The organism is Actinoplanes derwentensis, from assembly GCF_900104725.1.
Taxonomy (GTDB): Bacteria; Actinomycetota; Actinomycetes; order Mycobacteriales; family Micromonosporaceae; genus Actinoplanes; species Actinoplanes derwentensis.
The window spans coordinates 4,574,836-4,598,612 of the sequence record NZ_LT629758.1 but is presented as its reverse complement, the minus strand read 5'-3'; the positions used below and the strand labels follow the sequence as shown (position 1 = coordinate 4,598,612).

Sequence of the window (23,777 nt, the reverse complement as noted above, 5' to 3'; positions counted from 1 at the left end):
GTCGATGTCTCCCTCCGGCGTCGTGCTCAGGTGAGTAGCAGCCGAGCGTTGAGCGCCATGTTCGCGGCGAACTGATCGTTCACCACCTGGTGTCTCTCCAGCCGAAGTTGCACGGCCGGGTCGTAGCGGCCCAGTTTCACGAAACCGTCGGACCACCAGCCGTTGTCGGTGCCGGTCCCGTCCACATAGGCGTGATAGGTGTTCCCGCCGGGCCAGATGACCTTGGTGAGCAGGGTGCCGAAGGCCGCCACGTCCGCCGCCGACCAGCCCTGATCACGATCACGGGCCTCGGCGACGTACGTGATGACCGCGTTGCCGTGGCCGACGTCCTGCCCGGGGCGTTTCGCCGAACCCCAGACGTCACTCCAGAACCAGGCCGTCGGCTCGACCGGATTGCGCCGCAACTGCCGCCGCAACTGGCTGCTGATCTTGTCGACGACCTCGTTGCAGCGGGACCGGCGGCCTTGGTCGGCGGTGAGCAGAGCCAGGTTCATCGCGATCAGCGCCCAGTGCGACGACATGTGGGTGCGCTCGCGGTACATGCTGCTCTCCGGGTTGCGGGCGTACCACTTGTCGAAGAGGTTCGTCTCGGCGAACGCGAGCAGCCGCCGGTAGCGGGCCTGGTAACCGGGGTCGGTCAGGTCCTTCATGGCCACGAGCAGGCTGGTGCCGTACCGCCAGAGGTAGCTCTCGTAGAGCGGCACCTCGTCACCACCGCCACCGGCCTGGCTGGACGCCCAGCCCTGATAGCGGTCCTTGAACGAACTGTTCTTCAGCGCGGTGCACGGCTGCGCCGCGGCGACCGTGTTCTCCATCCAGAGCAGCGCCCGGTCCAGGAAACGGTTCTGGCCGGTGGCCCGGAACATCGCCGTGCACGCGTCCACGTCGTAGGCCAGGTCGTAGTGGTCGCGGCTGTCCTTGGACCGGCTCAGCGGTGTCGCGTTGCCGTAGGCGTAGTCCCAGCTCTTCATGAAGACCCCGGTCCAGTACGTCACCGGCTTGACCTTCCGGGTGTCCTGCTCGGCGGGCGGAGCGGCCGGGATCGGTTCGAGCCACTCGGGTTCGTCGTCGCGGGCCCGGACCGCGTGCAGCCCGTACGCCCCGGCGACCGTCACCCCGCCGAGCCCGGCGGCCAGGATCACCCGGCGCTTCATCGGGCCATCTCCAGCGGTTTCGGCGTCCCGGCAGCGGAAACCGGGACCAGCGCGGCCGCCGCCGCCATCGCCGCGAACATCCAGGCCAGCCGCGAATCGTAGTAGTCACCGGAGAACAGGCTGCTCAGCGCCACGAACACCGTCGCCGCCACGGCCAGGCCGGTGAGCTGCGGCCGGAACCCGCCACCCCGGACGACCCGGGTCCACAGCAGGATCGACGCGGTCATCAGGCCCAGCCCGGCCAGCCCGCCCTCGGCGGCGACGGCGAGCAGATAGTTGTGCGGGTACTCGACGGCCTGGTTGACCCCGATCAGCCCGTAGAACCCGTCCAGGCCGGAACCTTCGATCGGGTAGTCGGCGAACATGCGAAGGGCGGCGAGCCAGATGTCGGTGCGCCCGGAGAGATATTGTTCCTGCACGGTCTGCTCAACGAATCGTTCCTGGAAGAGACTGGTGAACTCGGGCGGGGCCAGCGCCCAGATCACCCCGACCGTGAGCACCGCCACCGCCCCGGTCGCCGCGACCGCGGTGGCGCTCACCTTCCGGCGCAGCTTCAACAGGGCGACTCCGGCCACCGCGCCACCGGCGACCAGCGTGCCCCGAGACCCGGACAGCACCGTGGCCAGCAGGAACAGCGGAATCACCAGCAGCGGCAGTTTCCGCCCGGTCAGCATGAACAGGCCGACCGCGGAGATCACCCCGAGCACCTCGATCCGGGCGAACACGTTGGGGCCGCCACCGAACGCCGAGTACCGGCCCTGCTCGCCCGGCCCGCTGATGAAGATCGCGGCCAGTGCGTAGACGATCGCGGTGACGAACAGCAACTGGAAGGTGAACCGGACGACGTTCTCCGGGTCGTTCATCGCGTACACGTAGAACGCCAGCAGCAGCACGATCAGCAGCACCAGGTCGAGGACCTGCGGGCCGACCCGGGCGGCCGGCGGGGCCCACAGCGCCGACGAGATCTGGTACACGAAGAAGAGCAGGGCGGCCAGGAGCCAGCCCTCGCGTTTATGGAATCCCGCGACCCGGCGGCCGGTCATCGACAGGGAGAGGAATACCAGGGCGACGATCAGGCCGATCACCCGCAGGTCCACCCAGGCCAGTTCGAGCAGCCCGGCCCGGTCCAGGGTGTACCGGCCACCGATCGCGACCAGGATCAGCAGCAGTCCCGGAGTCTTCACCGCCGGCCCACGATCCGGCTGGCCGCGATGGCGAACACCAGGCAGGCGCCGTAACCGGCGAGCGAGCCCCAGGCCGCCCCGAGGATCCCGTGTTTCGGGATGAGCAGCAGGTAGGCGGCGAAACTGACCACGAAACCGGCGATCTCAGCGGCCGACACCAGGCCGCCGTGGCCCTTCGCGATCAGCAGGCCCAGGCTGACCCTCGACACCGCGTACAACCCGGCCGCCACCACCAGCGGCAGCACCACGACTTTGGCGTCCGCGTACTCGTGCCCGAACAGCGGCTCGATCATCAGGTACAGGCCGCCCGCCACCATCGGGACCACGACCAGCACGTACAGGGCGGCCATCAGCACGATCGGGCCGGCCCGCAGACCGCCGTCCTGATGCGCGGCCCGCCACTTGCCGAGCCGGGAGTCGGCGTACGCCCGGATCGGCCAGGCCAGCAGCTCGGTCATCGTCGCCACCGCCGTGTAGTGGCCGAGCGCCGCCGTCGACGCCAGCGCCGGGATGACGAGCCGGTCCACCCGCAGCATCGCCATGTTCGACAACGCCGCCGGGAACAGCGACAGCCCCTCCTTACGGACCCGCCGGTTCTCGTCCGCGGTGACCGGCGTGGACCCCTCCAGGACCGGCAGCCGCAACCAGATCCACAGGTAGATCACCGTCGGGGTGGCACCCGCGATCACGTAGCCGAGGAACCACATCTCCGGGTGGTGCGCCTCGGTGACGTACAGCCCGACCAACATGGCGAGCAGCAACAACGCCTCGATCACCCGGGCCGCCAGGAAGTCCCGGACCCGGCCCACCGCGATCGCGATCGACCGGGTGGCCAGGCTGGCCGCCTCGATCAGCGCGAACCAGGCGAGCATCGCGACGATCAGCGGACCCGGCGTGAGGCGGTGCGGCGCCACGACCTGCCAGATCACCGCACCCCCCAGGAAGACCAGCGTGGGTACGGCCAGCAGCCGCACGTAGGCACGGACCGCCGGAGCCGGCGACACGTTGTGATAGCTCGCCACGAAACTGCGCTCGGTCCCCAACAGCAGCAACTGGGTGGCCAGGTACACCACCTGCAGCATCAGCGCGACCTCACCACGGTCACTCGGGGTGAGCGACCGGACCATCAGGATGTTCGCGGCCATCGCCACGCCACCGGTGAGGATCTGCGAGGCCAGCAGCTGGACCGACGGCTCCCGGATCACTTTGCCGAACAGGGCGACCGGATCGCCCCGTCGTGGGCCGTCCTCCGAAGTCGTGGGGCTCTCGACCCGCAGTTCACTCACTGCGCTGCCGCTCCTCGTCCGCGTTGTCGTCGCCGCTGCGCTGTGCGGGAACCTTCTCCTCCGGTTTGCCCTCGCCGGGGTCCGGCTCCGAGGCCTCGATCTCCGGATCGGCCACCCGGGCCCGGCCACGGGCGATCCCGACCGGCGGCAGCGAGACGAACGTGTCGTCCAGCCGCGGCGACTGGGCCGGGTCCAGTCCGAACACCAGGTCCGGGCTGTCCGCCCCGGTGACCTCGGCCTGCCCCTGCCAGGAGCCGTCGGCCGGCAGTTTGCGCGGCAGCGCGTTCAGCACCGCCCCGGCCAGCTTGGCGCCGACCCGTTTCAGCAGGTCGAGAGATTTCTCCACATCGGCGGTACGGGTACGCCCGGCCCGCACCACGAGCAGCGCTCCGTCGGTCACCTGGCTGAGCACGGCCGCGTCGGCCGCCCCGTGCAGGGCGGGCGCGTCCACCAGCACGATGTCGTAGCGTTCGGTCAGGGTCCGCACGGTCGCCGACAGCCGGGGCGACGCCAGCAGCTCACCGGGATCGGGCGCGTTCTCCCCGGCCGGCAGCACGGTCACCCGGCCACCGAGCGAGTCCTGCAGCACGTCCGGCACCCGGGCCGTCCCGGCCAGCACCTCGGCCAGACCGGGCGCGCTGTCCAGCGACAGGTACCGGCCGATCCCCGGGGTGCGCATGTTCGCGTCGATCAGCGCCACCCGGGCTCCGGTCTCGGCCATCGCTATCGCCAGACCACAGGTGACAGCGGTGGTGCCCTCCTTGCGGCTGGCCCCGGTGAGTAGCAGCGACCGGCCGCGACGGGCCGGGGTGCTCTGCACCTCGACCGGATCGGCGAGGACCGGCAGCAGGCTGCGCAGGCGCCGGAACGCCTCGGCGAGCGCCTGATCCGGGTTGCCGGAGCGGGACCGGCCACCGATCGAGATGGTGCCGACCGTCTCCAGGCCCAGCCGGCGCAGGTCGTCCTCCTCGGCGACGGTGCGCGCGCCGACCTCCCGGCCCGCGACCGCGACCGCCCCGAGGAGCAGGCCCAGCACCGCCGCGAAACCGGCGTTGCGGGCCAGATTGTCCGGCTCCCGGGTGGTCACGGCGTCCTGCACGATCGAGATCTGCGGCGCCGGGCCGTCGTTCGGGCCGACCGGGGCACCGATCTGCCGGGCCAGGCCGACCAGCACCGACGCGGCGGTGGTGACGATCTGTCTGCTGCGCTCGGCGGACGGGTCGGTGGCGGCGATCTCCAGCAGGTCGGTGCCCTCCCGGATCTGCGCGGACAGACTCTGCTGCACCTGGTCCGGGGTGATCTCCGGGCCCATCCGGTCGACCACCGCCTGCGCCACCCGCGGACCGGTGAGCAGGGCGATGTACGAGTTGAGCCGTCGCGCTCCGGCATCCGGATCACTGTTTCCGGAGCTGACGAACAGCACCATCGACGACTTGTGCCCCGGCGCACCGGCCATGGTGAAGCCGGCCGCGACAGCGACCGCCACCAGGACGGGCGCCACGAGCCAGAGCCATCGACGCCGGCAGGCCCGCACGTAGGCACGGAGTTCCACGGTGACTGTCCCCTTAGCGATGAGCGTGCTGGACTTCGGGCTTCGCCCTGGTCAGGACGGCCTCGAACTTCTCGAAGAGCAGGTCGCGGGAGAACTGCTCCACGGCCAGCCGGTGCGCGGCGTCGCGGGCCTGTCTCAGCCACACCTCGTCGCGCAGGTGAACGGCCAGCTCGGCGCCGGCCTTCTCGGTGTCCGCCGGGTCCAGCACCAGACCGGCGCCGGTCTCGCGGAGCAGGTCGGCCTGCCAGCCGCCGTGGTTGATGGCGATCGGCCGGGACGCGGCCAGTGCGTCGAAGAACTTGTTCGCCGAGTTGTTCCAGAGTCCGGGGATCGGCCGGACCGTGCTGCTGGACATGGTGGCCGCGCCGAGGATCACCGGCAGCTCCGACTTGGGCACCTTCTCCCACATGTGCACCACCTTGTGGAGAAGACCCAGCTCGGCGGCGAGCGCCTTGGTGGGCTCCCACTGTTTGCCGTGACCGACGATCAGGAATCGCAGGTCCGGATCCACCCGGCTGGCCGTGTGCATCGCCCGGACCAGGTATTCCACCCCGTTGACCACCCCCAGCGCGCCGGTGTAGACGAGCAGCGGGCGGTCGCCGAGCCAGTCGTGCTGCGCCCGGAAGGCGCGCACCCGTTCCGGGTCGACGGCGAACAGGTCCAGGTCGGCGGCGTTCGGGATGACCGTGGTCGGGGTGCCCGGCCGACGGGCGACGACACCGTCGGCCATGCCCTGGGACAGGGCGATCACCTCGGTCGCGTTGCGGTAGGCGAAGTCCGCCAGCCCGCCGGCGACCTTGCGCAGCACCGGGTTGCGCAGCGCGCCCATCTCGATCGGCACCTCGGGCCACAGGTCGCGGACCTCGAAGACGAACGGCACCCGGCGCAGCTTCGCGGCGATCACTCCGGGCACCGCCACGGTCAGCGGGGTGCTGGTGGCGAACACCAGGTCGGCCTTGAGCCGGGCCGCCTTCACCGCGGCGAGGACCATGAACTCGGCGAAGGCCCGGATCCGGCGGGCGAAGGACATGTTGTTGTTGTACGGAACCCGGAACCAGTGCACGGTGATCCCGTCGTCGACGGTCGTGCGCCAGCCCAGCTCCCGGGTGCCTCCGGTGATGTCGGTGGTGATCACGTCGACCGTGTGACCGCGTGCCACCAGGCGCCGGGCCTGCTCGTACGAGCGGATCCCGCCGGCCATCCCGGGGTTGCAGTAGTACTGGTGGATGTAGACGATCCGCATCTCAGGCCTCCAGCGCGGCACGGACCGCGGCCACGACCCGGGACCGGTCGTGTGCACTGAGGGCGGACCCGCTCGGCAGGCAGACACCCCGGCGGAAGATGTCGGCGGCGACCGGGCCACCGCGCATCACACAGTCCTGGAAGACCGGCTGCAGGTGCATCGGTTTCCACGCCGGCCGGGCCTCGATGTCGCGGCCGTTCAGCACTCCGAGGATCCGGTCGCGCTGCCGCTCGTCGGTGGCCAGCACACAGGTCAGCCAGTGGTTGGGGGTGCCGTACCCGGCGACCGGCATGAACTCCATACCCGCCAGGGCGGCCCGGTAGTACTCGAACGTCGCGGTCCGGGCCTCGATCATCTGCGGCAGGCGCTGCACCTGGCCCCGGCCGACCGCGGCGAGCAGGTTGCTCAGCCGGTAGTTGTAGCCGACCATCCGGTGCTCGTAGTGGGGCACCGGCTCGCGGGCCTGGGTGGCCAGGTGCCGGGCGTGTTTGGCGACCCGGCTGTCGTCGGTGACGAGCATCCCGCCGCCTCCGGTGGTGATGATCTTGTTGCCGTTGAAGGACAGCACCCCGGCCAGGCCGAACGATCCAGCCGGCCGATCGCGGTACGTCGCGCCGAGAGCCTCCGCGGCGTCCTCGATCAGCGGCACCCCGTACCGGTCGCAGGCGTCCAGCAGCCGGTCGTAGTCGGCGCACTGCCCGTACATGTCGACGGCGATCACCGCCCGGGGCAGCCGGCCCTGTTCGGCCCGCAGCCGCAGTTCCTCGGCCACCAACTCCGGGTCGATGTTCCAGGATTCCGGGGCGCTGTCCACGAAGACCGGCCGGGCACCCAGGTAGACCACGGCGTTCGCGGTCGCGGCGAAGGTGAACGACGGCACCAGCACGGTGTCGCCGCGCCGCACCCCGGCCGCGATCAGAGCCAGGTGCAGGGCGGCGGTCCCACTGCTCAGCGCCACCGCGTGCCGGACCCCGACCAGCTCGGCCACCTGCGACTCGAAAGCGTCCAGATCCGGGCCGACCGGGGCCACCCAGTTCGAGTCGAACGCCTTCAGCAGCAGTTTGCGTTCCAGGTCGCTGACGTCGGGTGGGGAGAGCCAGATGCGTGTGTCAGTCATGTACCCGCGTCCTCACGGCCATGATCGGCCAGGCCGGGTGCAGTCCCTGCCGGCGGATCCACATCGGGGAGTCACCCGCGTGCATCGCGGCCCGCAGGGTGGTGGAGAAACTGCGGTAGCCCGCCTCGGTGGCGACCCGCACGTCACGCTCCCGGAAATCGACGGCGGGATGCCCGTACGGTGCGGCGAAGTCCTTGATCTCCACTCCCAGCTCATCCTCGATCTCGTGTTTCGAGCCGGTGATCTCCCGGGCCGCGGCGTCGTCGTCCTGATCGGCGAGCCGATGGTGGGAGATGGTGTGCGAACCGAAGTCGAACCCGGCCGACACCAATTCCCGGCAGTCCTGCCAGCTCAGATTCCCCGGCTGCCCGACCAGGCCCGAGGTCAGGAAGAACATCGCCGGAACCCGCATCTCCAGCAGCACCGGCGCGGCGACGTCCCGCCAGGTCACGTGGGCGTCGTCGAAGGAGAGACAGAAGACCGGCCCGGTGAGCGTCTTCTCCCCGGACAGGAAGCGCAGCGACTCGTCCCAGGTGACCATCGGGCCGATCCGCAGTAGTGCCCGCAGATGCCGGCGCAGATCGTCGGCGTACTCGGCGGGAACGTCGTGGTAGAAGGGAAAATAGAGACCCGGCGCGCTGGGCAGCCGCTTGCGCAGCCCTGCCGGCGCCAGGATGCGGCCTTGCAATCGGGGCCGGGCCCGCAGGCGGCTGCGCAGGCCGAGCTCGTTCAGGCGTCGTTTGATCGCCGTTTGCATGCGACCGGCACCCTCCCGCTCGAGAAACACTGGGGTGGCACGGTCAGTCGCCCCGCGCCTTCACCAACCCTCGCAAATGCGTGCCGGGTGCGTCAGTAGCAATTGTCATAAGGAATGCGAGTAATATTCACTTCAATTAAAATAGTGAATTCGCGCCACCAATTATGGGACGTATTGGCCGAACAGAATCCGGTAGTCACCTATTCGGTGGAACAGTTCGGTCGTTGATCCGTCACCTCGGGCCCGCCGGTCGGCCCTCGGTCGGCCCTCGGTTGGCAAGAGCGGCGCACCCGGATAGTTTTCTGGAAACGATCCGGAAAAGTCGCGAGGCGCCCACCATGCCCGGCTCATCGGTCACAGCGGTAGCGGACGACGAGACCTGGGTCGTCGAGTTCACCGTGCACGGCACCTGGGAGCGCACGCTCTGGCAGACCGCCTACCACCTGCTCAACCAATGCCTCGCCCAGCACCCGGCGGGCCTGTTGCTCGACCTGCGCGGCCTCGACGATCCCGGCGTGATCAGCGCGCAGCTCTGGCTCACCGCCGCCACCACCGGCGACCGGATGGAACCACCCGTCCGGGTCGCCGCCTGCCTGCCACCCGGCACCGGACTGGCCGACCGGCTCGACGGAGTCGCCGCCCGGCGGGTCCTGCCCATCTTCCGCACCCTGCCGGCGGCCCGCACCCACCTCGCCGGTCAACGGCATTTCCCGGACCAGGTACGCCTGCGCCTGCCCCCGGAGAGCACAGCCGCCGCCGGAGCCCGGCACGTCGTCACCGTGGCCTGCGAACAATGGGGACTGGACCCGCTGGTGGCCCGCGCCCGACTCGTCATCTCGGAACTGGTCCTCAACGCCGCCGAACACGCCGGCACCCCGATCGACGTGCTCATCTCCCGCCGCAGCCGAGGCGACCGGCTGCACCTGGCGGTCCTCGACGGCTCGGCCGGACTCCCCGAGATGCGACCCGAGGCGACCACGGTGTTCGGCGAACGCGGCTACGGCCTGCGCATCGTCGACGCGGCGGTGCAGACGTGGGGCGCGCTGCCCACCCGTACCGGAAAAATGGTCTGGGCCTTGATCTTTTGATCGGCTGATCTGCTAATTGGGGCAGAACGTCGCGCCTGCCGGGTGACCCAGGAACGTGCTGATCCCGCACAGCCGCAGCAACATGTCGACGGCGTGGTGGGTGGCGACGATCCGCACCCGTTCCGGGCCGGCCGCGACCCCTGCCGCGTGCAGCGCGCGCAACGCCGCGTGGTCACAGAACGACACCCCGGCGAGATCCAGTCGCACCAGGTGGTCCCGTCGCTCACCGGCGGCGTCCGTCACGGCCTTCACCAACACCGGCGCGGTACGGATGTCCAGCTCGCCGATCACCCGCACGGTGATCACACCGGGCGCGTTCCGGATCGTGGTGACGATGAGGTCTTCCTGACATTCGCCCACGGTCAACCCTCTCGTCGCTTTCTGTGACGGTACCGGCTGTCGTCCGGCGGCACCCGTCGTGCGGTGCCGTGGCGGTCGTACGGTGAGACGCCGGCTACGAGGAGGTTCGACGTGGAATCCAGTGGAGCTGATCGACGTGTCGAAGGCCTGCGTGCCGAACTACGCGACATGCCCGTCTACACCCTCGCCACCGCGTCCCCGCCCGCGGAGGGACGCTTCGGTGGAATGGAGACCTTCGACGCAACGGTCACCGTCGTGCATCTGGTGTACGAGGCGCCCACATCGGACGGCCCCTGGGCGGATGTGGAGACCGCCCGCTGGACCGGGCTCCGGATCGGGCCCGCATCACTGCGTACCGCCCTGGAACATCAGGTCCGTCTCGGCGGCGACCGGTTCTCCGAGCTGACCTGGACCGAGAGCCCGGCGACGCTGCTGATCGACGGCTACTCCGTGGACGCCCGGCGGCTGCGGGCCGGCGACCGATGGTGGGCGGTGTGGGGCGAACGGGACGGCATCGAGATCACCGTCGTGGGCCGGGACTGGCATCCGGACACCCTCGCCGTCGAGGTACTGCCCGATCCGACGGCGGCTCTCGGCCGTACCCGGCCTGATCCTCCGCCGCGTTCGTCCCGCCCCGTCACCGCGCTCTCGGCCGACTCGGACGGGGAACCGCACCGGGCCCTGGCCGACGCCGTGTTACGCAACACCGCCGCGCAGGCCGCGTGGCAGGCCGACGGCGGCCCGGTACCCGAACTGCCCGCCCACTGGTCCGCGCTCTGGCAGGCCGCGGTCCGGCGTCAGATGGACCTGAGCGACCAGCCGGAGCCCCGGGCAGCCGAAGCGGTCCGCGACATGACCTCCCAGCTGGCCGACCTGTTCCACGAATTCGCCTGGTTCCGCACCGACGACGACCTCCGCCGGCGCGCCGTCAGCGAGATCCTTCTGTTCGGTACCGGGCTGGCTCCCGATGTCCCCAGCGCCTTCGCTCAGCAGGCGTGGCAGCTCCCGGCCTGGCGTACCGCCTGGCAGGCCTGGGCGGTGCGGGCTTAGACGGCAGCCGTGAACTTCCGGATCGATGCGGCGTCCACCGGGGTTCCGGTTTCGCCGTACACGCCGTACGGCGTCACGTAGACCGGGGTGTCCCGCTGGGTGCGCCGGTTCTCCACCAGCGGCCCGAGATCCACGGTGTCGTACCCGATCGTGTCCAGGAAGTCGGTCACCGTCTTGCGGGCCGTGGCGTCATCACCCGCGATCGGCAGCGCCGACCGGTCCGCGGCACCCGACGGCCGGCCCAGCGACCCGAGATGCCCGAACCAGATGTTGTTGAACGCCTTCACCACCGAAGCCCCCGCGAAGTGCCGCTGCACCAGTTCCCCGGTGGTCACGGAGCCGTCCTCCAGCTCAGCGATCGTCCCGTCCCGATCCTGCCGATGAACCCGATAGTCGTCATACAACGGCGAACCCCGAGCTCTCCACCCGGATTCCGCAGCCCCGCCAACGGTGAACCTCCGCACGATCACCGGCCGCCGGGAATCCCGTTCGGCGTCGGCACCTCCCGCATCCCTCCGGGTCCGGAGCCTGAAACTTGCCCGAACATAACGTATTTGTTATGTTCGGGCAGCGGCGGACTGGCTGTTGATCGTTCACCCCGAGGTGCGTGAGTGGTTACCCACGATCCGTAAGGCTGACCGGGAGACTGCCGCACTCATAGGTCAAGCGATCCAGCACGTTGTCAATGGCCGGGGCCCCGACGAGGGCCGCCCGCTCGTCGATCGGATCAAGGGCAGTCGCTTACACAACCTCAAAGAACTTCGGCCGGCCAGCACGGGTGGAACCGAAGTGCGGATCCTGTTCCTCTTCGACCCCGTGCGTCAGATGGTGTTGTTGGTCGCCGGTGACAAGTCCGGCAACTGGCAGCGCTGGTACGACACGGCGATCCCGCTCGCTGAAGCCCGCTATGCCGAGCATCTGGCTGCGTTGAGTGATGAGAGTGATTGAGATGACCAAGAAGACCGCTCCCGGATGGCACGCGTACTCCGTCGTGGGTGAGTTGCTCACCGAACTCGAACTCACCGGTGAAGACATGATCCGTGCGCAGGGGGCCACCGACGACCATGTTCGTGCCTGGCATCTTGCGATGGTCCGCACTGAACAGGACCGCACGCAGGACGATGTCGCGCAGGCTATGGGCGTCACTCAACCGAGGGTGTCGGCGATCGAACGCGGCGAGCTGGACACCGTCACGCTTTCGACCTTGCGCGCCTACGTTCAAGCGCTCGGCGGCAAGCTACGGGTCGTGGCTGACTTCGGCGACCAGGAATACCGGCTTACGTAGAAGCTCGCTGAGATCAGCTGATTCGCCGGAGGCTGGTGTGGGGATGGGACCCTGGACAGGGAAGAGGGAGGCACAGCGATGTTTCTGTTGTTCGGGGTTCGGAGCAAGGACCACCTGGCCGGTACGCGGCTGATGAACTGTGAGGTCTGTGGCTGGCAGGCCCCGCAGCAGATCCTCAAGCGCACCACGAAGTTCACGCTCTTCTTCATCCCGCTGTTCCCGATGAAGCCGAGTTCCTACTACATGGTCTGCGGTCACTGCCAGGGCTTCCGCCGCGCCGACCCGCAGCTGCTCAGCGCCGTCTGACCAGCTACGGCGAGGTCGCGTCGTGGAGTGCCATCGTGCTCTGCAGGCGGGCGTGCCGGAACTGGTAGGCGGGGCCGATCCGGCGCAGGACACCACGGTCGTGGGCGTCGTCGAGGAAGTCCAGGACGCGCCAGGGCGCCCGGCCCCGGGCGGTCAGCCACAGCCTGGCCCAGGTGAACCGCAGCCAGGCCGACCCGGCACCGCTGGTCAGCCCGATGATCGGGCCCAACAGGAGGGCGCACTGCACGCTGACCCTGAGTGGGCTCATGGGTAGGGGCTCGGTGGCCTGATTCAGCATTGTCAGCACCCCGAACCAGGTCGATCCGACGGTGAGGGTGGCGATCGCCGTGGTTGTCAGGAAAGCCGTGCGGTCCGCCCGCAGGGATGCCCGTGATCCGGCCGGATGGCCGGGTCCGGCAGCCGTGCCGATGCCTTCGATGAGGAAGGCCACGGTCCCGGCCAGAATCCCGCCGATCAGGCAGAGGCCGGTCTGGGCGCCGATGGTATCGGCGACGAGTCCGAGAAGGGTGTCGAGGAGACCGGTCCCGGCGGGCGGAGCGCTGACCAGGTTGATGATCAGGATCAGGGGGGCGGCCAGGAGTGCGAATGCGCTTCCGACGGCGAAACCTCGGAGGAACGATGAAGGCCGGAGCCGGACCCGGGATGGCTGGCCGTCGGACAGGCCCATGACGACGCCGACGATCGGTCCCAGTGCCAGGGCGAGCAGGAGAGTCACGATCGGCAGTTCCGAGAGGACCCCGAAGGCGAGGTGGCCGAGGGCGGCCACCAGCGTGATACCGGTGAGGACCCGTCGTCCCATGCCGCCCGGGACCGCGTCGGTCAGCTGCCACCAGGTGAACTCGCGGGTTCGGCTGCGGCTCAGGTGACCGGCGAGGAAGGCGAGCCATCGTTGGGCGTTCTCCGGCGAGCAGGGCCGACGCCCGCGAGGTTCGTCGCCAGGGGCGTAAAGGGCGGGCACGTAACTGCGGAGCAGGTGGTGCTCCAATTCGTCCGGATCGGTGAAACGCAGCAGGTCCGACGGTGCGGTGTCCGGTTCCCGGTAGACGACCCGGGCCAGGTGGACCATCAGCGGTGTGGAGAAGACCTGGGCCAGTGGTCCGGCCGGGTGCCCGGTCAGGTGACGGGTGACGGGTTCCCATCGCCGGTAGCCCTGTTCGCCCTGCCCGGCCGGTAGATAGCAGGCTGCTTCGGTGTGGGTGACGGGTTCCAGTTCGACGACGGCGGCGCGGGACAGTACCGCGCCGACCTGTCCGATGATCTCCTGATATTCCATGGCACGGCAGGTGACCACCACAGGGCGGTTGCCGGTGAGGTAGTTGTTGAGTCTGGTCACGGCCAGTCGGATCTGATCTTGGGCGACCTCGTCCAGGCCGTCCAGCACCGGAATTATGAGGTTGGCGTCGAGTAGTCCCGCCACCACGTCCGGGCCGAATTGATCCTCCGCGAGTAGCGCCGGATATGCGCTGGTGATCTGCTTTACCAGCCATTCCTGCAGACTGTGTTCCTCGGGATGCCACATGGACAGGCTGAGCAGTACGGGTATGGGGTCGGCCCGCTTGTGCGTGCTGAGCAGCTCCCGGACCAGAAGGACCGCGAGGGAGGTCTTGCCGGAGCCGGGTGCGCCGATCACCACCAGTCGGCTGGCCGGCAGTTCGCTCAGGGTGGCAGCCACCTGATTGACGTCACCGTGCAGCTTGAGCCTGGTGGCGCGGCCTGTCGTCCAGGTGGGGCCGAGAACGTCGGCGGCAGACGCGGCCACTTCCCGCCCGGTCGAGGTCCAGCGCACTCGTAGCGGGGACGGCTCGGCGAGGCCCCGGATCCGGGCTTCATGATTCCACTGCTCGGAGATGAGTTCGGCGAGTTTCTTGGTGGCCTCGCCGAGGAGCCGGCGGTGTTGGGACGCCGGTGGGTGACTGCTCTGCCGAATGGTCACCGCCGTGACCAGTAATCCGACGGTGGTCATCACCAGGGCGCCAATGCTCGCTCGTTGATCGGCTCTTTCCAGTGAATTCGTAGAGTGGTCGGTGAAATACAGATAGGTGAAGATTCCGAAGACGACAAGTGTGGCTCCACCAGCTATGACCGGTAGAGATCGCCACTGCCCGGCGGATTTCTGCATTCGCTCATGATGCAGCCGTCAATCGATCTCCGTCGTCGGGGTCCGAATCTTGAAAAATATCTCATGAATGGCATGTCAATCGGGCTGGATCCAGTCGAAGGTTCGTTCTACGGCTCGGCGCCAGTTGGTGTATTCCGCGTCTCGGGTCGACGGGTTCATGGCGGGGAGCCACTGGCCGGCTATGTGCCAGTTGCGGCGGAGGTCGTCCAGGTCGGGCCAGTAGCCGACGGCCAAGCCGGCGGCGTACGCGGCGCCCAAGGACACCGTCTCCACCGCCAGGGGGCGGACCACCGGCACGTCCAGGACGTCGGCGATCATCTGCATCAGCAGGTTGTCGGCGGTCATGCCGCCGTCGGTGCGCAGCGTGGTCAGGGTCAGGCCGGAGTCGGTGTTCATCGCGTCGACCACCTCGCGGGTCTGCCAGGCGGTCGCCTCCAGGACGGCACGAGCCAGATGACCTTTGGTGATGTACGAGGTCAGGCCCACGATCACACCCCGGGCCTCGCTGCGCCAGTGAGGGGCGTACAAGCCGGAGAACGCCGGCACGATGTAGCAGCCGCCGTTGTCGGCGACCGTGCGGGCCAGGGTTTCGATCTCGGGGGCGCTGGAGATCAGTTCCAGTTGGTCGCGGAACCATTGGACCAGCGAGCCGGTGATCGCGATCGAGCCTTCCAGGGCGTACGCCGCCGGTTCGCCTTTGATCTGGTAGGCGACCGTGGTGAGCAGGCCGTGTTCGGAGCGGACCAGTTCGGTGCCGGTGTTCAGCAGCAGAAAACTGCCGGTGCCGTACGTGCACTTGGCCTCGCCCGGGTTGAAGCACGTCTGCCCGAACAGTGCCGCCTGCTGGTCGCCCAGGGCCGCGCCGATCCGTACGCCCGGAAACGCCTCGGTGGCGGTGCCGAAGGCGCCGATCGACGGCCGGACCTCGGGCAGCATCGCGCGCGGGATCCCGAAGAAGTCCAGGCACTGCGGGGACCAGTCGAGGGTGTGGACGTCGAGCAGCATGGTGCGGCTGGCGTTGGTGACGTCGGTGACGTGCTGGGCCCGGCCGGTGAGGTTCCAGATCAGCCAGGTCTCCATGGTTCCGCACAGCACTTCGCCTCGTCGGGCGCGGGCGAGCAGTCCGGGTGTGTGGTCGAGCATCCACCGCAGCCGTGGCCCGGAGAAATACGTCGCGAACGGCAGGCCCGAAATATCAGAAATGTCCGAAGAGCGATAGGAGTCGGTGAGCGAGTGCACCAGGGCATCGGTCCTGGTGTCCTGCCAGACGATCGCCCGCCCGATCGGAACCCCGGTCAGACGATCCCAGATGACTGTGGTCTCCCGTTGATTGGCGATACCCAGCGCCGCCACCTGCGACAGCGAGATCCCGGCCCGCTGCAACACCCGAGGCGCGAGGCGTTCCACATTGCGCCAGATCTCCATCGCGTCGTGTTCGACCCACCCGGGCTTGGGGAAGTGCTGCTTGTGCTCCTGCTGGGCGAGCGACACCACCTGCCCCCGCCGGTCGAAGACGATGCACCGGGTCGAGGTGGTGCCCTGGTCGATCGCCACGACGTAAGACTCGGTCATCGGGTCGCCCCCAGATCCCGGGATATCGCGCGAGCCGCGTCCCGGACGTACCCGACGAGGCCGGAAAGGGGTTGATAGTGGCTGTCGCAGAGCCGGTCGACCGGCCCGGACACCCCGATCGCCCCGACGACCAGGCCGCCGTAGCCCCGGATCGGCGCGGCCACGGCGGCCTGACCGAGCAGGAACTCCTCGATCTCGTACGCCCATCCGGCCTCGCGGACCCCCTCCAGCGCGGCGGCGAGCGCCCGCGGGTCGGTGAGGGTGGACCGGGTGAAGCCTTCCAGGTCCGGTACGGGGCTCCCGGCCCGATACGCGAGCAGCACTTTGCCGAGGGCGGTCGCGTGCAACGGCAGTAGCGCCCCGACGTCCAGGGTCTGGAACGTGTCATCGGGCCGGAAGACGTGGTGGACGACGAGGACCCGGCCTTCCAGTACGGTGCCGATCCGGACGGCCTGGCCGCTGCGGGCGGCGAGCGGGTCGGCCCAGACGATCGATCGGGACCGGAGTTCGTTGATGTCCAGGAAACTGGTGCCGAGGTGGAGCAGGGCACCGCCGAGCTGGTACTGCCCGGACACCCGGTCCTGTTCCACGAACCCGACCAGTTGCAGCGTCCGCAGGATGCCGTGGGTGGTGCCCTTGGCCAGGTCCAGGGTGCGGGCGATCTCACTGAGGCCGAGCCGGCCCGGCCCACCGGCGAGCGTCCGCAGGATCGCGGCCGCTCGTTCGATCGACTGCACCGTTCCGGGCATGTTTCGGACTCTATGCCACGGTGTGACAGCGCGCAGTGATTGATGTTCGACAATGCCGACCGGTGTTCATTGCCCCGTACCGGCCACCTCCCTAACGTCCCAGGCATCGACAGAGGGAGGGAGCATGGCTCCACGACTCAAAGTTCCAGGACTCGCCGGTGAACTGGCCGCCGAGTTCGCCGGCACGATGATCCTGATTCTCTTCGGTGTGGGCGTGGTGGCGCAGGTGGCCGCCGCCGGCATCGGTGACCACGACAGCATCGCCTGGGCCTGGGGCCTGGGTGTCACGCTGGGCGTCTACGTCGCGGCCCGGGTCAGCGGCGCGCACCTCAACCCGGCGGTGACGATCGCGCTCGCCGTCTTCAAGGGCTTCTCCTGGCGCAAGGTGGCCCCCTACGCACTCGCCCAGACGCTCGGCGCGTTCGTCGCCGCGCTGCTGGTGCGCTGGAACTACGCCGAGGTGCTGCGGGCCGCGGATCCTGAACTGACGATCAAGACCCAGGGCGTCTTCTCGACGCTGCCGGGCAACGGGACGCTCCCGGTCGGCGAGTGGGGCGCTTTCCGGGACCAGATCATCGGTACGGCCATCCTGCTCTTCGTCATCCTCGCCCTGACCGACCTGGACAACACGGCGCCCGCCGCCAACCTCGGCCCGGTGGTGATCGGCCTGCTGGTGGTCGCGATCGGGATGGCCTGGGGCACCAACGCGGGGTACGCGATCAACCCGGCCCGTGACTTCGGCCCGCGACTCGCCAGCTTCCTGACCGGCTACGAGGGGGCGTTCCGGGATCAGAACGGGTACCTCTACTTCTGGATCCCGATAGTCGGGCCGATCATCGGTGGCATCGTGGGCGCCGGTTTGTATCAGACTCTGATCGGGCGGTTCCTGCCGTCGGCGGAGCCGCCGGAGCCGGGTCGCGTCCCGGCACCGAGAGAAGAGACGAGCGTGGAGGCTAACCGTGGCTGACTTCGTGGGGGCAGTGGATCAGGGCACCACCAGCACCCGTTTCATGATTTTCGATCATGGCGGTAACGAGGTGGCCCGGCACCAGCTGGAGCACGAGCAGATCCTGCCGCAGGCCGGCTGGGTGGAGCACAACCCGCTGGAGATCTGGGACCGCACCGTCACCGTGGTCCGGACCGCGATGCAGAAGGCGAACCTGGCGGCGCGGGACCTGGCCGCGGTCGGGATCACCAACCAGCGCGAGACCACGGTGGTGTGGGACCGGCGGACCGGGCGGCCCTACTACAACGCGATCGTGTGGCAGGACACCCGTACCGACCGGATCGCCTCCGCTCTTGATCGTGATGGCCGTGGCGACGTGATCCGGCGCAAGGCCGGGCTGCCGCCGGCCACGTACTTCTCCGGCGGCAAGATCCAGTGGATCCTGGAGAACGTCGACGGCGTGCGGGAGGCCGCCGAGCGTGGTGACGCCTTGTTCGGCAACACCGACAGCTGGCTGCTGTGGAACATCACCCGCGGCAACCACGTCACCGACGTGACGAACGCCAGCCGCACCATGTTGATGAACCTGGAAACGCTCGACTGGGACGACGAACTGCTGTCGTTCTTCAACATTCCGCGTGCGATGCTCCCGGAGATCCGGCCGTCGTCGGACCCGAACGGCTACGGTCAGGCGCACATCGAAGGCCCGCTCGGCGGCGACGTCCCACTGACCGGCGACCTCGGCGACCAGCAGGCCGCCACCGTCGGGCAGGTCTGCTTCAGCCCCGGCGAAGCGAAGAACACCTACGGCACGGGCAACTTCATGCTGCTCAACACCGGGACCGATCTCGTACGGTCGGAGCACGGCCTGCTCACCACCGTCTGCTACAAATTCGGTGACGCCGCGCCGGTCTACGCCCTGGAGGGGGCGATCGCGGTGACCGGCTCGGCCGTGCAGTGGTTGCGCGACCAGCTCCACATCATCAACTCGGCGGCGGAGAGCGAAACCCTGGCCGCACGGGTCGAGGACAACGGCGGCGTCTACTTCGTCCCGGCGTTCTCCGGCCTGTTCGCCCCCTACTGGCGCTCCGACGCCCGGGGCGCGATCGTCGGCCTGTCACGGTTCAACACCGACGCGCACATCGCCCGGGCCACCCTGGAGGCGATCTGCTACCAGACCCGGGACGTGGTCGACGCGATGGCGCAGGACTCCGGGGTGACCCTGGACGTGCTGAAGGTCGACGGCGGCATCACCGTCAACAACCTGTGCATGCAGATCCAGGCGGACGTGCTCGGCGTGCCGGTCAGCCGTCCGGTGGTCGCGGAGACCACAGCGCTGGGTGCCGCGTACGCCGCCGGTCTGGCCGTGGGGTTCTGGAAGAACACCGACGAGCTGCGGGAGAACTGGAACGAGTCGCAGCGCTGGCAGCCACAGTGGTCGGCCGAACAGCGGGACACCGGCTTCGGGAAGTGGAAGAAGGCGGTGCAGCGGACCCTCGACTGGGTGGATGTGGACTGACCATGACGGACCTTTCTCCTTCGTACCGGGACTCGGCTCTGACGGCACTCGCGGCCCGGGAACTCGACGTCCTGGTGATCGGTGGGGGAGTGGTCGGGGCGGGTTGCGCGCTCGACGCGGTCACACGGGGACTGACCGTGGGCCTCGTCGAGGCGCGTGACCTCGCCTCCGGCACTTCCAGCCGGTCCAGCAAACTCCTGCACGGCGGCCTGCGATACCTGGAGATGCTGGACTTCGGGCTGGTCCGCGAGGCGCTGCGGGAGCGGGACCTGATCCTGCGCCGGCTCGCCCCGCACCTGGCCCGGCCGGTCCGGTTCCTCTACCCGCTCAAGCACCGCGCCTGGGAGCGCCTCTACGCCGGTGCGGGTGTCACCCTCTACGACACGATGGCGTTCTCCGGAGCGCTGCCGCGTCATCGCCACCTGACCCGCCGTGGCGCTCTGCGGGCCGCCCCGGCTCTGCGCAAGGACTCGCTGGTCGGGGCGTTGCAGTACTACGACGCGCAGGTCGACGACGCCCGGCACACGATGTTCCTGGCCCGGACCGCGGCGTCCCACGGGGCCCACGTGGCCTCGCGGGTCGCGGTCACCGGTTTCCTGCGGGAGGGCGAGAGAGTCACCGGGGTCCGGGTGACCGATCTGGAACACGACCGCACGTTCGAGATCCGGGCCCGGCAGGTGATCAACGCGACCGGGGTGTGGACCGACGACACCCAGTCGCTGGTGGGGGAGCGGGGCCAGTTCCACGTCCGCGCCTCCAAGGGTATCCACCTGGTCGTGCCCCGGGACCGGATCCGGTCGTCGACCGGGGTGATCCTGCGGACCGCGCGCAGCGTGCTGTTCGTCATCCCCTGGGGCCGGCACTGGATCATCGGCACCACCGACACCGACTGGGCTCTGGACAAGGAGCATCCGGCCGCCTCAGCGAAGGACATCGACTATCTGCTGACCGAGGTCAACAAGGTGCTCGCCACCCCGCTGGAACGCGCCGACGTGCAGGGCGTCTACGCCGGTCTGCGCCCGCTGCTGACCGGGGAGTCCGAGTCCACCTCCCAGCTGTCGAGGGAGCATTCGGTGAGCAGCCCGGTTCCGGGGCTGGTGGTGGTGGCCGGTGGCAAGTACACGACGTACCGGGTGATGGCCAAGGACGCCGTCGACGCCTGCGTGCACAGCCTCGGCCGGCGGGTGCCCCGTTCGGTCACCGACCGGATCCCGCTGCTGGGCGCCGACGGCTATCCGGCGCTGTGGAACCGGCGTGGCCTGCTCGCCGCCGAGTCGGGCCTGCACGTGGCCCGGATCGAACACCTGCTCGGCCGGTACGGTTCGCTGGTCCACGACCTGCTCGCGCTGATCCGCGAGGACCCCGGCCTGGGCCGGCCGATCGAGGGCGCCGACGACTACCTGCGGGCCGAGTTCGTCTACGCGGCCGCGGCCGAGGGGGCCCGGCACCTGGTGGACGTGCTGACCCGGCGGACCCGGATCTCGATCGAGACCTTCGACCGCGGGGTCGTCGCCGCCCCGCACGCCGCCGACCTGATGGGCCGGGTCCTCGGCTGGTCCGCCGAACAACGCGATCGTGAGGTGGAGCATTACCGGCTGCGGGTGGAGGCCGAGCGGGCCTCCCAGGAGCAGCAGGACGACGAGACGGCCGACGCCGCCCGCCTCGGCGCCCCCGGCGTCGTCCCGATAAGGGTCAGCTGACCGGCACGGACGGGCGGCTCACGTCCCAGTGCTCGACGATCAGGCCGTCTTCGAAGCGCCAGATGTCGACGACGTCCTCGGGTGGGGTGTCGATCGGGATCAGGCCGTAGTGGGCGACCACGAATTCGGCGTCCGCGATGACGTGCTGCAGGTCGAGCTGGGCGCCGGCGATCGGGGAGTTCACGATGAACTCGATCCAGGCGTCCCGCCCGGCCGGCGCGCCCGGGGTGTGCGAGAGGAAGTCCGCCCGGAGGATCTCGCGCAGCACCTCGACGTCACCGGCGGCGAAGCGGCTGAACGCGTCCAGAAAACGTCTCTTGTTCTCTTCCGCGGTATCGATGTCAGTCATGTTCCCACCGTTCCATCGGCGGGCTGCCGTGTCGAGGGTTCGTAGCATTGATCGAATCGTCTCGTGCCGGTTCTTCGAGAATCTGCCCGGACGGCCGGTCGCGGTGCGCCCGGACGGGCAATAAACCCTCCCGAACCCCACTGCCAGGCGTTTCATCGGGCTATCTCCTGCGCTGTCCGACCGCGGAAAAGTACGTTTTTCAGCGGCGCGATTCCATGCACTTATCAGTACATTTCAGGAGGCAGACCATGTTGAGCGCGATCACCGCCGGGGCCATGATGCTCACGTCCCTGAGCGCACCGGCGGCCACCTTGCAGAGCGCTCCGCCACCACCCGAGCAGATGGAGATCGCGGTGGTGTCGGCCAACGGATCCGGCTGTCCGAAGGGCACCGCCGTGGTGACGGTGTCCCCGGACAACAAGGCGTTCACCGTGGCGTACAGCAACTTCATCGCCCAGGTGGGGCCGGAGGCGAAACCACTCGACTACCGCAAGCAGTGCCAGCTCTCCCTGGACGTCAAGGTGCCGGAGGGCTTCACCTACGCGGTGGCGACCGCCGACTACCGCGGCTACGCCCGGCTGGAGAAGGGCGCGTTCGCCCAGGAGACGGCGTTCTACTACTTCCAGGGCAAGTCGAGCACCACCAAGAGCCAGAACCGGTTCGACGGTTTCTGGGACGACGAGTGGCAGATCACCGACAAGGTGCCGCTCGTCTCGACGTCGTTCCTGCCGTGCGGCGACAAACGCTATCTCAACATCAACACGGAACTGAAGGTGTTCGCCGACAAGGCGCCTAAAGGCACTACCAGTTTCATCACCATGGACTCCGCCGACGGCAATCTGGAAACGATCTACCGGGTGTCCTGGCAGAAGTGCCCGGTCTGATCCTTCTCGGCCCGTTGTTTCTCAGCGGGGATGAACCAGTCCCGCGTTGAACGCCGCGATCACCAGCTGGGCCCGGTCCCGGGCGTGCAGTTTCGCCAGCAGATGGGTGATGTGGGTCTTCACCGTCTTCACCGCGATGACCAGAGCGGCGGCGATCTCGTCGTTGGCGAGACCGTTTCCGATCAGCGCGAGCACCTCGACCTCACGCGGGGTGAGCCGCCGCACCGCCCCGGCCGGACGATCCGGCCGGGGTGCGGCCACATAGTGCGCGATCAGCCGGGTCAGGATCGACGGCGCGAACAGCGACTCCCCGCGCCCGGTCCGGCGCACCGCCTCCACCAGATCCTCCGGCCGGGCATCCTTCAGCAGGAACCCGGACGCGCCCGCCTGCAACGCCTCGTAGACGTACTCGTCCAGCTCGAACATGCTGAGCACCAGCACCCGGGTCCCGGCCAGCACCGGGTCCGCGCAGATCCGCCGGGTCGCCTCCAGACCGTCCACCCCGGGCATCCGCACGTCCATCAGCACCACGTCCGGCCGGGTCGCCCGGGCCAGCGGCACCGCCTCGGCGCCGTCCCCGGCCTGCCCCACCACGGTCAGGTCCGGTTGCTGGTCCAGGATCACCGCGAGGCTCTGCCGCAGCAGTGACTGATCATCGACGATCAAGACCCTCATCCGGTACGAACCCCGTCCGGGATCCGTGCCGTCAGATGGAATCCGCCGTCCACCGGTTCGGCGACCAGGCTGCCGTCCAGGGAGCCGACCCGTTCCCGCAATCCGGCCAGCCCGTGCCCGGCACCCGGAACGGGCCGCCACCCCTGTGCCGGGCCGCCGTCGGCCACCGTCACCACCACGTGCCGGCCGTCCCGGCGCACCCGCACCGCCACCTGCGCCGGACCGGCGTGCCGGGCCACATTGGCCAGCCCTTCCCGGACCGTCCGGCAGATCGCCACCTGCACCCCCGGTGACACCTCACCCAGCTCGCCGGCGGCCAGGCTCGGGCGCAACCCGGCCGTGCCCGCGGCCCGGACGATCTCCGGCAGGGTGGCGAGACTGTCCGCCGGGGCTCGCGGCACCACCTCCGGCTCGCGCAGCACGGTCAGCATCCGGCGCAACTCGGCGGTCGCGTCCCGGCTGGTCTCCTCGATGTCGCCGAGCGCCGACCGGATCTGTGCCGACTGCTCCAGGTGCCGGGTGGCCGCCGCCCGCACGGTGATCAGGCCCAGTCCGTGCGAGACCAGATCATGCAGGTCCCGGGCGATCCGCAGCCGCTCGGCGAGCACCGCCTCGGTGGCCGCCCACTCGGTGAGGCGCCGCTCGTACGCCGCCCGGTCGGACCGCCACCGGCGCACCGCCCAGACCGCCGCCGCGGCCGCGCCCCCGCCGATCACCACCGGAACGAACCGGGCCACCGGGCCCTGGACGCCGACCGTGCACATGGCCAGCATCAACACCACCGCGACCAGGGCGATCAACGGGACCGCGCGGTTGCGCCAGGCCGGCCGGGGAAGCTCTCGCACGCCCCGACTGTAGTTC

General features: G+C 69.2%; 24 protein-coding genes. 9 read left to right on the top strand and 15 right to left on the bottom strand.

What is annotated here, in order from left to right; all coding sequences use genetic code 11:
- Positions 1 to 26: 26 nt before the first annotated feature.
- The 7 genes from BLU81_RS20380 to BLU81_RS20350 are packed head-to-tail and all read right to left on the bottom strand — an operon-like array spanning position 27 to position 8,293.
- Entirely contained in the window at positions 27 to 1,154 is a 1,128-nt protein-coding gene (locus tag BLU81_RS20380; protein ID WP_092546139.1) for a hypothetical protein, read from the bottom strand.
- Positions 1,151 to 2,338 carry an O-antigen ligase family protein gene (locus BLU81_RS20375; protein WP_092546138.1) on the bottom strand — a complete coding sequence of 396 codons (1,188 nt, stop codon included), beginning with the start codon at positions 2,336 to 2,338 and terminating at the stop codon, positions 1,151 to 1,153. Before BLU81_RS20375 ends, BLU81_RS20380 begins: the two co-directional genes overlap by 4 nt.
- Complete coding sequence (locus BLU81_RS20370; protein WP_231954668.1) at positions 2,335 to 3,624, bottom strand: lipopolysaccharide biosynthesis protein; 1,290 nt, start codon at positions 3,622 to 3,624, stop codon at positions 2,335 to 2,337. Before BLU81_RS20370 ends, BLU81_RS20375 begins: the two co-directional genes overlap by 4 nt.
- Positions 3,617 to 5,176 carry a polysaccharide biosynthesis tyrosine autokinase gene (locus tag BLU81_RS20365; protein ID WP_092546137.1) on the bottom strand — a complete coding sequence of 520 codons (1,560 nt, stop codon included), beginning with the start codon at positions 5,174 to 5,176 and terminating at the stop codon, positions 3,617 to 3,619. The genes BLU81_RS20370 and BLU81_RS20365 overlap by 8 nt, the downstream gene beginning before the upstream one ends.
- Before the next feature lie 13 nt (positions 5,177 to 5,189).
- Positions 5,190 to 6,419, bottom strand: coding sequence for a glycosyltransferase family 4 protein (locus BLU81_RS20360; protein WP_092546136.1), 1,230 nt, complete (start codon positions 6,417 to 6,419; stop codon positions 5,190 to 5,192).
- A 1-nt stretch (position 6,420) separates the two neighbouring features.
- A complete protein-coding gene (locus BLU81_RS20355) occupies positions 6,421 to 7,536 on the bottom strand; it encodes an aminotransferase class I/II-fold pyridoxal phosphate-dependent enzyme (RefSeq protein WP_092546135.1) in 1,116 nt (371 codons plus the stop codon).
- Positions 7,529 to 8,293: a polysaccharide deacetylase family protein gene (locus BLU81_RS20350; RefSeq protein WP_092557364.1), complete on the bottom strand. Its 765-nt coding sequence runs from the start codon at positions 8,291 to 8,293 to the stop codon at positions 7,529 to 7,531. Before BLU81_RS20350 ends, BLU81_RS20355 begins: the two co-directional genes overlap by 8 nt.
- Before the next feature lie 338 nt (positions 8,294 to 8,631).
- Between BLU81_RS20350 and BLU81_RS20345 the strand changes: the two genes are divergently transcribed.
- Positions 8,632 to 9,381 carry an ATP-binding protein gene (locus BLU81_RS20345; protein ID WP_092546134.1) on the top strand — a complete coding sequence of 250 codons (750 nt, stop codon included), beginning with the start codon at positions 8,632 to 8,634 and terminating at the stop codon, positions 9,379 to 9,381.
- 12 nt (positions 9,382 to 9,393) lie between these two features.
- On the opposite strand, the gene BLU81_RS20340 is transcribed toward BLU81_RS20345, so the two are convergent.
- Positions 9,394 to 9,741: an STAS domain-containing protein gene (locus BLU81_RS20340; RefSeq protein WP_157751698.1), complete on the bottom strand. Its 348-nt coding sequence runs from the start codon at positions 9,739 to 9,741 to the stop codon at positions 9,394 to 9,396.
- A 111-nt stretch (positions 9,742 to 9,852) separates the two neighbouring features.
- Between BLU81_RS20340 and BLU81_RS20335 the strand changes: the two genes are divergently transcribed.
- Positions 9,853 to 10,791, top strand: coding sequence for a hypothetical protein (locus BLU81_RS20335; protein ID WP_157751697.1), 939 nt, complete (start codon positions 9,853 to 9,855; stop codon positions 10,789 to 10,791).
- On the opposite strand, the gene BLU81_RS20330 is transcribed toward BLU81_RS20335, so the two are convergent.
- Complete coding sequence (locus BLU81_RS20330) at positions 10,788 to 11,195, bottom strand: NADPH-dependent F420 reductase (RefSeq protein ID WP_197686313.1); 408 nt, start codon at positions 11,193 to 11,195, stop codon at positions 10,788 to 10,790. The genes BLU81_RS20335 and BLU81_RS20330 overlap by 4 nt on opposite strands.
- Before the next feature lie 181 nt (positions 11,196 to 11,376).
- Between BLU81_RS20330 and BLU81_RS20325 the strand changes: the two genes are divergently transcribed.
- From BLU81_RS20325 to BLU81_RS20315, 3 genes are all read left to right on the top strand, one after another.
- Positions 11,377 to 11,739, top strand: coding sequence for a type II toxin-antitoxin system RelE/ParE family toxin (locus BLU81_RS20325; protein WP_231954667.1), 363 nt, complete (start codon positions 11,377 to 11,379; stop codon positions 11,737 to 11,739).
- Between the two features lies 1 nt (position 11,740).
- A complete protein-coding gene (locus BLU81_RS20320; protein ID WP_092546131.1) occupies positions 11,741 to 12,076 on the top strand; it encodes a helix-turn-helix domain-containing protein in 336 nt (111 codons plus the stop codon).
- Positions 12,077 to 12,154: 78 nt separating this feature from the next.
- Positions 12,155 to 12,382 (top strand): zinc-ribbon domain-containing protein, encoded by a 228-nt coding sequence (locus BLU81_RS20315; protein WP_092546130.1) that lies wholly within the window; start codon positions 12,155 to 12,157, stop codon positions 12,380 to 12,382.
- Between the two features lie 4 nt (positions 12,383 to 12,386).
- Here BLU81_RS20315 and BLU81_RS20310 read toward each other — a convergent pair whose 3' ends face one another.
- The 3 genes from BLU81_RS20310 to BLU81_RS20300 all read right to left on the bottom strand — a co-directional run bounded on the left by BLU81_RS20310 (position 12,387) and on the right by BLU81_RS20300 (position 16,843).
- The gene (locus tag BLU81_RS20310) at positions 12,387 to 14,366 is read right to left on the bottom strand and encodes an NACHT domain-containing protein (protein WP_172890584.1); all 1,980 of its coding nucleotides are present in this window, start codon (positions 14,364 to 14,366) and stop codon (positions 12,387 to 12,389) included.
- 231 nt (positions 14,367 to 14,597) lie between these two features.
- Positions 14,598 to 16,094, bottom strand: coding sequence for a glycerol kinase GlpK (glpK, locus tag BLU81_RS20305; protein ID WP_092546128.1), 1,497 nt, complete (start codon positions 16,092 to 16,094; stop codon positions 14,598 to 14,600).
- A complete protein-coding gene (locus tag BLU81_RS20300) occupies positions 16,091 to 16,843 on the bottom strand; it encodes an IclR family transcriptional regulator (protein WP_092546127.1) in 753 nt (250 codons plus the stop codon). Before BLU81_RS20300 ends, glpK (BLU81_RS20305) begins: the two co-directional genes overlap by 4 nt.
- Positions 16,844 to 16,967: 124 nt before the next feature.
- Between BLU81_RS20300 and BLU81_RS20295 the strand changes: the two genes are divergently transcribed.
- From BLU81_RS20295 to BLU81_RS20285, 3 genes are read left to right on the top strand one after another with little or no spacing between them, the layout of a single operon-like run.
- Positions 16,968 to 17,810: an MIP/aquaporin family protein gene (locus BLU81_RS20295; protein ID WP_092546126.1), complete on the top strand. Its 843-nt coding sequence runs from the start codon at positions 16,968 to 16,970 to the stop codon at positions 17,808 to 17,810.
- The gene (gene glpK, locus BLU81_RS20290) at positions 17,803 to 19,308 is read left to right on the top strand and encodes a glycerol kinase GlpK (protein ID WP_092546125.1); all 1,506 of its coding nucleotides are present in this window, start codon (positions 17,803 to 17,805) and stop codon (positions 19,306 to 19,308) included. Before BLU81_RS20295 ends, glpK (BLU81_RS20290) begins: the two co-directional genes overlap by 8 nt.
- Before the next feature lie 2 nt (positions 19,309 to 19,310).
- On the top strand, positions 19,311 to 21,008 hold the full coding sequence (locus tag BLU81_RS20285; RefSeq protein WP_092546124.1) for a glycerol-3-phosphate dehydrogenase/oxidase: 1,698 nt from the start codon (positions 19,311 to 19,313) through the stop codon (positions 21,006 to 21,008).
- Here the strand turns inward: BLU81_RS20285 and BLU81_RS20280 are convergent.
- Positions 21,001 to 21,357 carry a nuclear transport factor 2 family protein gene (locus BLU81_RS20280; protein ID WP_157751696.1) on the bottom strand — a complete coding sequence of 119 codons (357 nt, stop codon included), beginning with the start codon at positions 21,355 to 21,357 and terminating at the stop codon, positions 21,001 to 21,003. The genes BLU81_RS20285 and BLU81_RS20280 overlap by 8 nt on opposite strands.
- Before the next feature lie 248 nt (positions 21,358 to 21,605).
- On the opposite strand from BLU81_RS20280, the gene BLU81_RS20275 reads away from it, so the two are divergent.
- On the top strand, positions 21,606 to 22,241 hold the full coding sequence (locus tag BLU81_RS20275; RefSeq protein ID WP_092546122.1) for a DUF4360 domain-containing protein: 636 nt from the start codon (positions 21,606 to 21,608) through the stop codon (positions 22,239 to 22,241).
- A 21-nt stretch (positions 22,242 to 22,262) separates the two neighbouring features.
- On the opposite strand, the gene BLU81_RS20270 is transcribed toward BLU81_RS20275, so the two are convergent.
- Positions 22,263 to 22,916, bottom strand: coding sequence for a response regulator (locus BLU81_RS20270; protein WP_092546121.1), 654 nt, complete (start codon positions 22,914 to 22,916; stop codon positions 22,263 to 22,265).
- On the bottom strand, positions 22,913 to 23,761 hold the full coding sequence (locus BLU81_RS20265) for a sensor histidine kinase (RefSeq protein WP_197686311.1): 849 nt from the start codon (positions 23,759 to 23,761) through the stop codon (positions 22,913 to 22,915). Before BLU81_RS20265 ends, BLU81_RS20270 begins: the two co-directional genes overlap by 4 nt.
- Positions 23,762 to 23,777: the final 16 nt, after the last annotated feature.

Coding starts and splice junctions, on each gene's coding strand:
- BLU81_RS20380 (WP_092546139.1), bottom strand. CDS start 1,154: ATGAAGCGCCGGGTGATCCTGGCCGCCGGGCTCGGCGGGGTGACGGTC.
- BLU81_RS20320 (WP_092546131.1), top strand. CDS start 11,741: ATGACCAAGAAGACCGCTCCCGGATGGCACGCGTACTCCGTCGTGGGT.
- BLU81_RS20300 (WP_092546127.1), bottom strand. CDS start 16,843: ATGCCCGGAACGGTGCAGTCGATCGAACGAGCGGCCGCGATCCTGCGG.
- BLU81_RS20295 (WP_092546126.1), top strand. CDS start 16,968: ATGGCTCCACGACTCAAAGTTCCAGGACTCGCCGGTGAACTGGCCGCC.
- BLU81_RS20355 (WP_092546135.1), bottom strand. CDS start 7,536: ATGACTGACACACGCATCTGGCTCTCCCCACCCGACGTCAGCGACCTG.
- BLU81_RS20285 (WP_092546124.1), top strand. CDS start 19,311: ATGACGGACCTTTCTCCTTCGTACCGGGACTCGGCTCTGACGGCACTC.
- BLU81_RS20360 (WP_092546136.1), bottom strand. CDS start 6,419: ATGCGGATCGTCTACATCCACCAGTACTACTGCAACCCCGGGATGGCC.
- BLU81_RS20275 (WP_092546122.1), top strand. CDS start 21,606: ATGTTGAGCGCGATCACCGCCGGGGCCATGATGCTCACGTCCCTGAGC.
- BLU81_RS20310 (WP_172890584.1), bottom strand. CDS start 14,366: ATGACCACCGTCGGATTACTGGTCACGGCGGTGACCATTCGGCAGAGC.
- BLU81_RS20350 (WP_092557364.1), bottom strand. CDS start 8,293: ATGCAAACGGCGATCAAACGACGCCTGAACGAGCTCGGCCTGCGCAGC.
- BLU81_RS20270 (WP_092546121.1), bottom strand. CDS start 22,916: ATGAGGGTCTTGATCGTCGATGATCAGTCACTGCTGCGGCAGAGCCTC.
- BLU81_RS20280 (WP_157751696.1), bottom strand. CDS start 21,357: ATGACTGACATCGATACCGCGGAAGAGAACAAGAGACGTTTTCTGGAC.
- glpK (WP_092546128.1), bottom strand. CDS start 16,094: ATGACCGAGTCTTACGTCGTGGCGATCGACCAGGGCACCACCTCGACC.
- BLU81_RS20315 (WP_092546130.1), top strand. CDS start 12,155: ATGTTTCTGTTGTTCGGGGTTCGGAGCAAGGACCACCTGGCCGGTACG.
- BLU81_RS20345 (WP_092546134.1), top strand. CDS start 8,632: ATGCCCGGCTCATCGGTCACAGCGGTAGCGGACGACGAGACCTGGGTC.